This window comes from Bacillus sp. EB106-04-04-XG123, assembly GCF_058791855.1.
This window is the reverse complement of sequence record NZ_JBYTDZ010000003.1, coordinates 201335-213693: the sequence shown is the minus strand read 5'-3', so window position 1 is coordinate 213693 and position 12359 is coordinate 201335. Positions and strand designations below refer to the sequence as shown.

General features: G+C 41.0%; 14 protein-coding genes. 13 read left to right on the top strand and 1 reads right to left on the bottom strand.

The features are described 5' to 3' along the window. Positions 1 to 45 precede the first annotated feature (45 nt). From AC3WTB_RS11535 to fni, 11 genes are all read left to right on the top strand, one after another. Complete coding sequence (locus AC3WTB_RS11535; RefSeq protein WP_024428080.1) at positions 46 to 624, top strand: genetic competence negative regulator; 579 nt, start codon at positions 46 to 48, stop codon at positions 622 to 624. A 196-nt stretch (positions 625 to 820) separates the two neighbouring features. After that, positions 821 to 2095, top strand: coding sequence for a Glu/Leu/Phe/Val family dehydrogenase (locus AC3WTB_RS11530; protein ID WP_007500982.1), 1275 nt, complete (start codon positions 821 to 823; stop codon positions 2093 to 2095). 124 nt (positions 2096 to 2219) lie between these two features. Then, positions 2220 to 3191: a YpdA family putative bacillithiol disulfide reductase gene (locus tag AC3WTB_RS11525; protein ID WP_039179598.1), complete on the top strand. Its 972-nt coding sequence runs from the start codon at positions 2220 to 2222 to the stop codon at positions 3189 to 3191. Between the two features lie 156 nt (positions 3192 to 3347). After that, on the top strand, positions 3348 to 4004 hold the full coding sequence (prsW, locus tag AC3WTB_RS11520; protein WP_024422824.1) for a glutamic-type intramembrane protease PrsW: 657 nt from the start codon (positions 3348 to 3350) through the stop codon (positions 4002 to 4004). Between the two features lie 133 nt (positions 4005 to 4137). Continuing rightward, positions 4138 to 5046 (top strand): spore cortex-lytic enzyme, encoded by a 909-nt coding sequence (gene sleB / locus AC3WTB_RS11515; protein WP_039179596.1) that lies wholly within the window; start codon positions 4138 to 4140, stop codon positions 5044 to 5046. Between the two features lie 16 nt (positions 5047 to 5062). Continuing rightward, the gene (ypeB, locus tag AC3WTB_RS11510) at positions 5063 to 6412 is read left to right on the top strand and encodes a germination protein YpeB (protein WP_492333748.1); all 1350 of its coding nucleotides are present in this window, start codon (positions 5063 to 5065) and stop codon (positions 6410 to 6412) included. Between the two features lie 102 nt (positions 6413 to 6514). Beyond that, complete coding sequence (locus tag AC3WTB_RS11505; RefSeq protein ID WP_058837963.1) at positions 6515 to 7162, top strand: flagellar brake protein; 648 nt, start codon at positions 6515 to 6517, stop codon at positions 7160 to 7162. A gap of 63 nt (positions 7163 to 7225) precedes the next feature. Beyond that, positions 7226 to 7408 carry a YpfB family protein gene (locus tag AC3WTB_RS11500; protein ID WP_099663365.1) on the top strand — a complete coding sequence of 61 codons (183 nt, stop codon included), beginning with the start codon at positions 7226 to 7228 and terminating at the stop codon, positions 7406 to 7408. Between the two features lie 71 nt (positions 7409 to 7479). Continuing rightward, positions 7480 to 8157 carry a (d)CMP kinase gene (gene cmk, locus AC3WTB_RS11495; RefSeq protein ID WP_039179588.1) on the top strand — a complete coding sequence of 226 codons (678 nt, stop codon included), beginning with the start codon at positions 7480 to 7482 and terminating at the stop codon, positions 8155 to 8157. A 223-nt stretch (positions 8158 to 8380) separates the two neighbouring features. After that, a complete protein-coding gene (gene rpsA / locus AC3WTB_RS11490) occupies positions 8381 to 9532 on the top strand; it encodes a 30S ribosomal protein S1 (RefSeq protein WP_041085926.1) in 1152 nt (383 codons plus the stop codon). Between the two features lie 14 nt (positions 9533 to 9546). After that, entirely contained in the window at positions 9547 to 10602 is a 1056-nt protein-coding gene (fni, locus tag AC3WTB_RS11485) for a type 2 isopentenyl-diphosphate Delta-isomerase (RefSeq protein ID WP_144490283.1), read from the top strand. 16 nt (positions 10603 to 10618) lie between these two features. On the opposite strand, the gene AC3WTB_RS11480 is transcribed toward fni, so the two are convergent. After that, positions 10619 to 10750: a YpzI family protein gene (locus tag AC3WTB_RS11480; RefSeq protein WP_064497540.1), complete on the bottom strand. Its 132-nt coding sequence runs from the start codon at positions 10748 to 10750 to the stop codon at positions 10619 to 10621. Between the two features lie 119 nt (positions 10751 to 10869). Between AC3WTB_RS11480 and AC3WTB_RS11475 the strand changes: the two genes are divergently transcribed. Together AC3WTB_RS11475 and AC3WTB_RS11470 are read left to right on the top strand one after the other, a co-directional pair. Continuing rightward, a complete protein-coding gene (locus AC3WTB_RS11475) occupies positions 10870 to 11472 on the top strand; it encodes a YphA family membrane protein (RefSeq protein WP_445285744.1) in 603 nt (200 codons plus the stop codon). Continuing rightward, complete coding sequence (locus AC3WTB_RS11470) at positions 11469 to 12353, top strand: YIEGIA family protein (RefSeq protein ID WP_039179575.1); 885 nt, start codon at positions 11469 to 11471, stop codon at positions 12351 to 12353. Before AC3WTB_RS11475 ends, AC3WTB_RS11470 begins: the two co-directional genes overlap by 4 nt. The last annotated feature ends 6 nt before the right edge of the window (positions 12354 to 12359 follow it).

The window sequence follows — 12359 nt, the reverse complement described above, 5'->3', positions numbered from 1 at the left end:
ATACTACAGTATGATGTGTGTTTAGAAGAGGCAGGAGGGAACGTTATGCGACTGGAGCGTCTGAATTATAATAAAATCAAAATTTTTCTCACACTAGATGACCTGACAGACCGAGGTCTTACGAAAGAAGACCTTTGGAAAGATTCGTTCAAAGTCCATCAGCTGTTTAAAGACATGATGAACGAGGCGAATCAGGAGCTCGGTTTTGAAGCGAATGGACCGATTGCTGTTGAAGTATTTTCTCTTCAGGCGCAGGGGATGGTCGTCATTGTCACAAAGAGTCAGCAGGAAGATGCTGATGATGAGTTTGATGAAGATTACATTGAGATGCAAGTCAAGCTCGACGAGAGCAAGCATGTGCTCTATCAATTTGCCTCGTTTGAAGATGTGATTCAACTGTCCCATAGTTTAAGTCGTATTGGACTTTTAGGGGGTACAGTTTACCATTATGAAGGTCAATATTATCTCAGCCTAGATGATGTTGGAGAACTATCTGCTGATACAGTCATTTCGATTTTAGCAGAGTTTGGTTCACCTACGACACTCACCATTCACCGGCTAAAAGAGTATGGAAAAGTGATCATGCAAGAAGATGCTGTGAAAACGATTCAAATGTATTTTTAATCACTTTTTTCTATTATATTTAATACTGTTGTGATGAAACAACAGTATTTTTTTATATCCTTTTTTATATTTATAAACGCTGATATTTTATTTTGATAAAAAACGCTTTTTACCTTTGCTTTACCAGTACGAAGGTGTATACTATTGCTTGAAAGGGAGCAGTAGATCATGAAAGATTTCTAGGGGGTTTATTTTAATGGCAGCCGATCAAAACGCCGCTCATAACGCAGAAGATAAGCTAGATGTTTTAAAGTCAACTCAAACCGTCATACATAAAGCGCTAGACAAATTAGGGTATCCGCAGGAAGTGTATGAATTGCTGAAGGAGCCAATTCGTCTATTAACGGTCAAAATTCCAGTACGTATGGATGATGGATCTGTGAAAATCTTCACTGGTTACCGCGCACAGCACAATGATGCTGTCGGTCCAACAAAAGGCGGAATTCGTTTCCACCCGAACGTTACGGAAAAAGAAGTAAAAGCGCTTTCAATTTGGATGAGTTTAAAATGTGGAATTGTGGATCTTCCTTATGGCGGAGGAAAAGGCGGTATTATCTGTGATCCAAGAGAAATGTCATTCAGAGAGCTTGAAAAACTTAGCCGCGGCTATGTTCGTGCCATCAGTCAAATTGTTGGACCAACAAAAGATGTTCCAGCACCAGACGTGTTTACGAACTCTCAAATTATGGCATGGATGATGGATGAATATTCTAGAATTGATGAGTTTAACTCGCCAGGATTTATTACAGGAAAACCAATTGTTCTTGGAGGATCACACGGACGTGATACTGCAACAGCAAAAGGTGTGACGATCTGCATCAAAGAAGCGGCGAAGAAAAAAGGAATTGACATTAACGGGGCTCGTGTTGTCGTACAGGGATTCGGAAATGCAGGAAGCTACTTAGCTAAATTCATGTATGATGCTGGAGCGAAAATCGTAGGGATTTCAGATGCGTACGGCGGATTATACGATGAAGATGGTCTAGATATTGACTACTTGCTTGACCGACGTGACAGCTTTGGAACCGTCACTAAATTATTTAACGATACAATTACAAACCAAGAGCTGCTTGAGCTAGATTGTGATATCCTAGTACCTGCAGCCATTGAAAACCAAATCACAGAAGATAATGCGGCAAACATTAAAGCCAAAATTGTCGTTGAAGCAGCAAATGGTCCAACGACACTGGAAGGAACCAAAATTCTTTCAGATCGTGGTGTACTACTTGTTCCAGACGTACTTGCGAGTGCGGGTGGTGTAACTGTTTCTTACTTTGAATGGGTTCAGAATAACCAAGGGTTCTACTGGACTGAAGAAGAAGTTGAAACTCGTTTAGAAGATATGATGGTGAAATCATTTAATAATATTTATGAAATGGCGCAAAACCGCCGGATTGATATGCGTCTTGCTGCATATATGGTCGGTGTACGTAAAATGGCTGAAGCTTCTCGATTCAGAGGCTGGATTTAAGCGGCTGATTTGCATCGCGCCTTAAAATCTCCTATCCTTAAATAGGAGATTTTTTTATGGAATGGAACAAAGAATCAAACAGCCCAGCAATTGTTATTGCAGTGAAATGACAGGAGTGGAACAAATGAAACAAGAAAAAGCGATCATAATAGGAGGCGGCCCATGCGGGCTATCAGCTGCCATCGCATTCAAGCAAATTGGGATTGATGCACTTGTGATTGAAAAGGGGAATGTCGTGAACAGTATTTATCATTACCCAACACATCAAACCTTTTTTAGTACAAGTGAAAAGCTTGAAATCGGTGATGTCGCTTTTATTACTGAAAATCGTAAGCCCGTTCGTATTCAGGCACTTTCCTATTACCGAGAGGTCGTCAGACGAAAAAACCTGCGTGTGCATGCTTTTGAAAAAGTGAACGCCGTGACGAAACAAGATGGCCGTTTTACAGTGAGTACATCAAAAGACGACTATTCATGTGATTACGTCGTCATTGCGACTGGCTACTATGATCATCCAAACTATATGAACGTCAAAGGAGAAGACCTTCCCCACGTGTATCACTACTTTAAAGAAGGACATCCATATTTTGATAAAGATGTGACGGTGATCGGCGGGAAGAACTCCAGCGTGGATGCTGCACTAGAACTTGTGAAATGCGGAAGCAGAGTCACTGTGCTTTATAGAGGAACAGAATATTCATCCAGCATCAAACCTTGGATTTTACCAGAGTTTGAAGCGCTTGTCCGTAATGGAACGATTCGCATGGAGTTTGGCGCGCAGGTGAAAGAAATCACAGAAGAAGATGTGATCTTTACAAACCAGCAAAATCAAACGGATCGAGTGAAAAGTGACTATGTATTTGCCATGACTGGTTATCATCCAGATCATTCTTTCTTAGAAAAAATGGGTGTCACGATAGATCAAGAATCAGGCCGTCCAGCATTTGATGAACAAACGATGGAAACGAATGTTGAAGGTATTTTCATTGCAGGAGTCATTGCTGCTGGAAATAATGCAAATGAAATTTTCATCGAAAATGGAAGATTTCATGGCGGACTCATTGCAGAAGAAATCAACAAAAGAATCAACGGATAAAAAAAGAACTGGATCCTTCAAAAGGGGTTCGGTTCTTTTTTATATAAATTGGGATTATATAGAAAGTTATTTTTAGAAAAATGGGCCCGAGTCATATAAAAAAAGGGTAAATCATGGTACGATAATGAAGGATAATGTAGGGAAAGAGGTCTGGTTATGATCGCAATCATCTCAGCAGGTTTAGCTCCCGGCATCGCACTTTTAAGTTATTTTTATTTGAAAGATCAGTACGACAATGAGCCGGTTCATATGGTCATCAGATCTTTTATGCTAGGTGTCATACTTGTGTTTCCAACCATGTTTATTCAATATGTCCTTCAAGAGGAAAATATCGCAACAAACCCTATCTTGATTTCATTTGTGACGTCGGGCTTTTTAGAGGAATCATTAAAATGGTTTATTTTAATGGTCAGCGTTTATGCGCATGCTCAGTTTGACGAACATTATGACGGGATTGTGTATGGAACGAGTGTCTCACTTGGTTTTGCAACACTTGAAAATATTCTTTACTTAGTCGGTCATGGGGTCGAATATGCGTTTACCCGTGCTTTATTACCTGTATCAAGTCACGCATTATTTGGTGTTGTGATGGGATTTTATATCGGAAAAGCCCGCTTCTCTGATAAAAAAGAACAGCGCAAATGGCTGATCCTTTCTTTAACGCTCCCTGTGCTGTTTCACGGCCTGTATGATTTCATTCTATTAGGGATGAAAAACTGGGGATATATCATGGTGCCGTTCATGATTTTTTTATGGTGGTTTGGTTTAAGGAAAGCAAAAAAAGCCCGTGCGGTAAAAATGGTGCAAATTTAATTTTTGAAAACGTCCTATTTGTTGATAGGGCGTTTTTTGTCTTTTCCATCCAATTCTCTCCTGTGTTGAATGTATAAAAATAGGGATCGGAAGAAACATATATTCAAACATCAAAAGTACAGGAGGATCAAATATGGATAAAGCTCGTTTCATAAAACAAATCGTTCTTATCTTCTCAATCGTTCTTCTTGCGTCTTCTCTTTTGACAGAGAGTAAAAGTGAAGCCTTCACCAGCCAAGTCATCCAGCGGGGCGCAACAGGAGAAGATGTAGTCGAACTGCAAGCGCGTCTCCAATACAATGGTTTTTACAATGGCAAAATTGATGGCGTCTATGGCTGGGGGACGTACTGGGCCGTTCGTAACTTTCAAAGCCAATTTGGCATCAAGAAGGTCGATGGACTTGTAGGCGAGAAAACAAAAAGCTTATTAGTTCAAAAGACGAAATACTACAAAGAATTTGTTCAAAAGCAGCTGCAGCAAGGGAACCAGTTTACCCATTATGGCGGAAAGCCTCTTGATCAGCAAACAAAGGCTCCGAAAAGAAGCTCGCAAAAAAAGACAGCTCAAGGTACAAAAGAAAATCAAAAAAGTCAAAGTGGATCATCTGCGAAGTCTGGCAATCAGTCAGGCAGCCAGCAGGGAAATCAAACACCGAAACAAACAGCAGCCAACATGCCTGGTGGTTTTTCTAGTAATGACATTCAGCTCTTGTCGCAAGCTGTTTACAGTGAAGCAAGAGGTGAGCCATATGAAGGACAGGTGGCCATCGCGGCCGTCATCTTAAACCGTTTGAACAATCCGACCTTTCCAAATACGATCGCAGGAGTTATTTTTGAACCGCTTGCGTTTACCGCTGTAGCAGATGGGCAATTTTATATGACGCCAGATGAAACGGCAAAAAAGGCTGTGTTTGATGCAATCAATGGCTGGGACCCATCTGAGAGCGCCATTTATTACTTTAATCCTGATACAGCAACAAGTCCATGGATTTGGGGAAGACCACAAATTAAACGAATCGGGAAACATATATTCTGCGAATAAAAAGAGGTGTAAATAAATGATCAGAGGAATATTGATTGCTATTTTAGGAATTGCTGTCATCTCAACAGGTTACTGGGGCTATAAAGAACATCAAGAAAAAGACGCCGTGCTGCTTCATGCTGAGAACAACTACCAAAGAGCCTTCCACGATTTAACGTATCAGGTGGATCAGCTGCATGACAAACTGGGCGCAACACTTGCGATGAACAGCCAAACATCCATCTCACCAGCACTTGCAGATGTATGGAGAATGTCATCAGAAGCGCATAACAATGTCAGCCAGCTCCCGCTCACATTGATGCCTTTTAATAAAACGGAAGAATTTCTGGCGAATGTCGGAGACTTTAGCTACAAATCATCAGTCAAAACTTTATCAGACGAACCATTAAATAAAGATACACACAAAACCATTACAGCCCTTTATAATCAAGCATCAGATATCCAAAACGAACTTAGACAAGTGCAGCACCTCGTCCTTAATAAAAACTTAAAATGGATGGATGTTGAAATGGCGCTGGCTGACGGCGATCGAAAGAACGACAACACCATCATTGACGGGCTGAAAACAGTCGAGAGAAATGCAGATGCGTTTGCAGATGTCGATCTTGGGCCTACAAATGTGTCGACAGAAAAAGAAACACAAGGCTACAATCATCTAAAAGGCGATAAGATTTCAAAAAAAGAAGCGATCCGCATTGCACAGCAATTCACACCTGACCATAATCAACATTTTAAAGTGAGAAAAAGCGGCAGCAAAACCAATCGTGACGTGTATAGCTTATCGATGTCTGATCCAGACAGCCATGCTAACTTTTACTTAGACTTAACTGAAAAAGGAGGGCACCCAGTCTACCTTCTTCAGAATCGTGACGTGAAAAAACAAAAAATCAGTTTGAATGCTGCATCAGAAAAAGCACTCAGCTTTTTAAAGAAGCACGGATTTGACACAGAATCGTTCCATTTAGATGAAAGTGCACAATTTGATAATATCAGTGTATTTACCTATGTGCCTCTTCAAAAAAATGTATTGCTTTATCCAGATAGTATACGCATGAAAGTCGCATTGGATGATGGCGAGGTTGTTGGGTTTTCAGCGAAGGACTACTTAACGAATCATAAAACTCGAGACATCAAAGCACCGAAAATCTCTCAAAAAGAAGCGCAGAAAACATTGAATCAGCATGTAAAGATCGAAGATACTCATTTGGCGATTGTGCAAAATGATATGTCAGAGGAAGTTCTGTGCTATGAGTTCCTCGGAACGATAAAAAACGATACGTACCGCATGTTCATTAATGCAGATACTGGAAAAGAAGAACGGGTAGATAAACTGAAAAACGCAGAACCTATATATAAAGACCTATAGAAAAGGAAGCGAGGAAAAGGCTAATAAGTCTTTTCCTTTTGTTTTAGACATGGTTTAATATAGGAGAGGATACGATTTCACAGATGAAAAGAGTGATGAGGAATGTTACAAATAGGGGATGCAATCACAATTGAATATGTCAATGAGAACAAAGAAGTGAAAACAGCAAAATCGAAGGTTTTGGAAAATAATAACGATGATATTTGCATTAATTATCCAGCAGATAAAGAAACGGGCCGCACCATCTACTTAAACCAGCAAACAGAAATCACCGTCTTCTTTTTTGACGAAAATCAAATTCCATACAAATGTACAAGCGAAGTCATTGGAAAAAGAAAAGAAGATATTCCGATGATTGTTATTTCCATTCCGCCAAAAGAAAAAATGATCCGGCTTCAGCGAAGAGAATATTTGAGAGTGGATACGATGATCAAAGCCACCATCATGCAAACGGACGAAGAGCCCTTTGACACGTTTATTGTGAATATAAGTGCTGGCGGCGTGGCGATTGCTGTTCCTGAGGGCGTGTCATTGAAAGATTATGGAGAAGTGGCCACAGAGTTTGAACTTCCCTTAAAAGAGCCCGTGAAAATTAAAGCGGTTGCAGAGATGAATCGAGTATATCAAGATGAACAGTCTGGCAAAACAAGAGCGATCATGGAGTTTTCAGAGATCACAAATGACCACCAACAGCACATTATGAAATACTGCTTCCAGCAGCAGCTTTTAACACGTGTGAAAAAAGCATAAGAATAAAGGGTGTAAAAAGCTTCCATACTAGAGAGGAAAGAATCTAGCGTGGAGGCTTTTTGTATGAAGACAATGGAAAGATGGTTATTGAAAGTGGTGTTCATTCAGCTTATTTTATTGCTAACTGTTCAGATCACACTTCATTTGACGAAAGGAGAACTTTTTTTGTCAAAAGTCGTGCAGTATGAGGGTGTGAATAACATGAGTATTGAAGAATGGATTGAGACGTTTAAGCAGAAGGATTGATAGAAAATTCCCCCGTTTGAGCGGTGATCGTGTTACAATTCATAAGGGAGATTCAATCAAGGAGAGGTATTATGAAAAAGAAATTATCTATTGCAATTGATGGTCCTGCAGCAGCAGGCAAAAGCACTGTGGCAAAAATAGTCGCAGCCAAAAAATCATATATTTATATTGATACAGGTGCCATGTACCGCGCGATTACACTTGCGGCACTTAATCAAGGTGTAGACCTTGAAGACGAACAGGCACTTGATTCATTACTGAAAAAAACAGTCATTGAACTAGTAACAACAGGCGAGGGTCAAAAAGTCCATCTAAACAATACGGATGTCACAGAGGATATTCGCACAGACCGCGTAAGCAACCAAGTATCGGTTGTTGCAAAGCACAGAGCTGTTCGGGAAGAAATGGTCCGCAGGCAGCAAGAGCTTGGCAAACGAGGCGGTGTCGTTATGGATGGAAGAGACATAGGCACTCACGTACTTCCGGATGCCGAAGTGAAAATTTTCTTGCTTGCATCAGTAGAAGAAAGAGCAAAACGCCGCTTTGAAGAGAATCAGAAAAAAGGCTACGATGTCAATTACGATCAGCTGATTGAAGAGATTGCAAGACGTGACAAGCTTGATTCTGAGCGCGAAGTTTCACCTTTAAAGAAAGCGGACGACGCCATTGAAATTGACACAACCTCCCTTTCTATTCAAGAGGTGGCAGGGAAAATTTTAGATGCGGCAGACCGCGTAGAGAAACAGTAAGAAATTTTAGAAAACTTTAATAAGTTAGAGGTTTATCTCTTGACAAACAAGGTCTTTTATTAGAAGTTTATACTAATACTATTTTTATTGATCATTCAAGCAATTATATTGATTTGAATGTTTCTATAATACATATTCGGCTGGCATTCATCATGCTTAAGACACATATTCGCCCAGTCGTTTTAACTAAGCTGTGTAGGTTTGGACCAAGGAGGTTATCGAAATGACAGAGGAAATGAATCAAATCGATGTTCAGGTACCAGAGGTTGGAGATGTAGTGAAAGGGATTGTTTCTAAAGTTGAGGACAAGCATGTCAATGTAGATATCGTCAATGTGAAACAACCTGGTATCATCCCAATCAGTGAATTATCAAGTCTTCACGTTGAAAAAGCATCAGATGTCGTGAAAGATGGCGACGAGTTAGAGCTTAAAGTAACAAAGGTCGAAGACGATGCTTTGATTTTATCTAAACGTGCTGTTGATGCAGACCGCGCTTGGGAAGACCTAGAGAAAAAGTTTGAAACAAAAGAAGTATTTGAAGCTGAAGTAAAAGACGTTGTAAAAGGTGGTCTTGTCGTTGACATTGGTGTGCGTGGATTTATTCCTGCATCTCTAGTAGAAGCACACTATGTAGAAGACTTCACAGATTACAAAGGGAAAACACTCTCACTTGTCGTGGTAGAACTTGACCGCGAAAAAAATCGCGTGATTCTTTCGCACCGTGCAGTCGTTGAGCAAGAGCAGTTAGACAAAAAGCAAGACTTCCTGCAAAAGCTTGAAGTAGGCAGTGTGATTGATGGTAAAGTGCAGAGGCTTACTGATTTTGGTGCATTTGTTGACATTGGCGGCATTGATGGATTAGTTCACATTTCTCAACTATCCCATGCGCATGTTGAAAAGCCATCTGACGTAGTAGAAGAAGGACAGGAAGTCCAGGTCAAAGTACTTGCTGTTGATCGTGATAACGAACGTATCTCACTATCTATTAAAGAAACATTACCAGGACCTTGGAGCCAAATTGGTGAAAAGGTAAAACAAGGTGATGTGCTTGAAGGAACTGTTCAACGTCTTGTGAGCTTTGGTGCATTTGTTGAAATTCTGCCAGGTGTAGAAGGGCTTGTGCATATTTCCCAAATCTCTCATAAACATATCGGCACGCCGCAAGAAGTCCTTGAAGAAGGGCAGACTGTCAAAGTGAAAGTGCTTGATGTGAATGAAGACGAAGAGCGCATCTCACTAAGTATTCGTGATTTAGAAGAAAATCCTGAAAAACAAATCGAAGAGGATTATCGTCAATATCAGGCGAAAGAAGAAAACACAAGTGGATTCCAGCTTGGTGACCTGATCGGCGATAAACTCAATAAACTAAAATAATTTGGTGATCAAAATTGACGCGAGCAGAAAGAAAGAAACAGCATATTGAGCATGCGTTGTCCACTGGTCAGCATGCAGCAACAGGTTTAGAAGATGTTTCCTTCGTTCACGCCAGTTTACCAGATCTTGCAACATCACAAATTGATACACATACGACAATTGGCGGACTGACTTTCGGTTCGCCAATTTTTATCAATGCAATGACTGGCGGGGGCGGAGAATCTACCTATGAGATCAACCGCTCTTTATCGATCGCAGCGAAGGAGACCAATATCCCAGTAGCAGTTGGATCACAAATGGCTGCACTGAAAGATAAAGAAGAAAGACGAACATATGAAATCGTTCGTAAAGTCAATCCGGATGGAATTGTATTTGCGAATTTAGGCAGTGAAGCGACGATTAAGCATGCTCAAGAAGCAGTCAGCATGCTCGAGGCAAATATGCTCCAGATTCACCTGAATGTCATCCAAGAGATTGTCATGCCTGAAGGGGATCGCGATTTCAGGGGGGCGCTTGAGCGGATTGCAGCTATCGCTCAATCTGTTGGTGTGCCTGTTGTCGTGAAGGAAGTCGGATTTGGCATGAGCAAGGAGACGGCAAGAAAGTTATTCCATGCTGGGGTTGCAGCCGTTGATGTAGGCGGATTTGGTGGGACGAACTTTTCTAAGATTGAAAATCTCCGCCGCCAAAAAGCCCTTCGTTATTTTGATCAATGGGGGATTCCAACTGCAGCGAGTCTTGCTGAAGTACATACAGCCTTTCAGAATCAAACGATTTTAGCCTCCGGAGGTATCAAAGATGCTCTTGATGTAACCAAATCATTAGCTCTTGGCGCATCTGCTGCTGGTCTTGCTGGATTTTTCTTAAAATCATTGACCAGTGGAGGAGAAAGCGGCCTCATCGCAGATATCATGGATCTTCAAGAAGATATCAAGATGATGATGACAGTGCTTGGTGTGAAGACGATTGAAGAACTGAGACAAGCTCCAGTTGTGATCTCAGGGGAAACAAGTCATTGGCTCAAAGAAAGAGGCGTTGACACAACGTACTATAGTAAGAGAGGCATGTGATATCACATGCCTTTTTTTATTGATTTCTTTTTCGAGCGCTTTCTGGACCTTCTAATGCTGTTGCACCTTTATGATGAATGGATTGATCACGGTCAGATTCCACTCTTTTTGACGCCTTTAAACGCTTTTCCTGTCTATCTTTTCCCATCACTCATCCCTCCTCAATCATTAGGGTGTCACCTCTTGTTTATTTCATACAGAGCCGGTAACGATCCGCATGTTTAAAAATTGGAGATTTTCCCATAATGTAATTGAGGTGATGAGGCGTTGGAGGCTTTGTACTATTATTGGTCTATATGGTTCGTTTGGATTATGGTGACATTTATCATGGAAAAAAGTTTATGGCGCAGCGTGCTGGGCATTTGTGTACTTGTCCATATTATATCAAGTCATTTCATGATATTCGTTTTAGATATGAGCATGAATGCGGGATTCTTGATGACTTTTTTATATGCATGTGCCGCTTTCGTCATATTCAGGCCTGGTTATCGATTCATGAGGATTATGCAATTGGGCTCGATGGTGAGCGCGTATGCCTTTTTTATGATGTTTGCATTATATGACCCTGTTTGGTTCACGATAATAAAGGTGGATTGGGTCGTATTTGCCTTGCTGATCTTAATGTGTATGACATATGGACAGCCGTTAACGGAAAGAATCACCCTTTGGATGATGTCAGTATGTCTCGGCGAAGCCCTTTATGCGCTGACGATTCACCGCCTCACATCATCAATTGTCATAGGGGATCTCTCTTTTCTTTCCTTCGTTGTGCAAGGAGCGGTCTTCCTATTAGGTGTCGATCAGCTTGAAAAGCTCTTCAACGCCCGTTCATCAAGAAAATCAGTAAAAGGGGCTGCAAAATCAACATGACAGACTATACGTTTCCTGTGATTATTGGTGTCATCTTTGGGATGGCGGCCAGACTTTACATGTTAAGAACCGATTACCGGCAATACCCTACGTATATTCATGGACAAGTGATTCACATTGCGCTTGGTTTTATTGCGTCAGGATTAGGTGCGATCATTATGCCTGCACTGATTCAGGAGGAATTTACGGCGATTACCTTTCTCACTTTGGCAGCCACGCAATTTCGCGATGTCAGAAATATGGAAAGAAATACGTTAACCCAAATGGATTCGTACGAGCTTGTCTCACGAGGCAGTACATATATAGAAGGCATTGCCATTGCCTTTGAAAGTCGAAATTATATTGCGATTCTCACTGCACTTATTACAACGACAGCCTGTATTTTCTTCTCGCTTGTTGTTGGAACAGTGGTCGGTATTCTTTGTTTTTTCATGGCAAAGCTATTAATGTCAGGCAGTCAATTAAAGGATATCGTCAATATTCAAAAAGGGGAACTTCGCTTTGATGGGGCAGGGCTTTATGTGAATGATATATACATTATGAATATCGGGCTGCCTGAAAAGCAAAAGCTCATTTTAGAGCATGGGATGGGCTTTATTTTGACGCCGAAAAATTTCAACTCTGCTACAACGATTGCCAACCTTGGACAGCGGCAAGCCATTTTATTTGATTTATCGAACGTGCTTGGCGTGTATCGCGATTCTGGGGAACCATCGCTCTGTCCGCTCGCAAAACGTGATCTGAATAACGGCACACTTGGCGTGTTCATTTTACCGCAATGGTATCGTGAAGATTTGGCTGTCCGTGTATTAGAAGAGGTGCCTATTTTAGAAAATGCCATTCGAATGCCGACAGATTTCATAAAAAAGAAAGTGAGGTAATAGGGT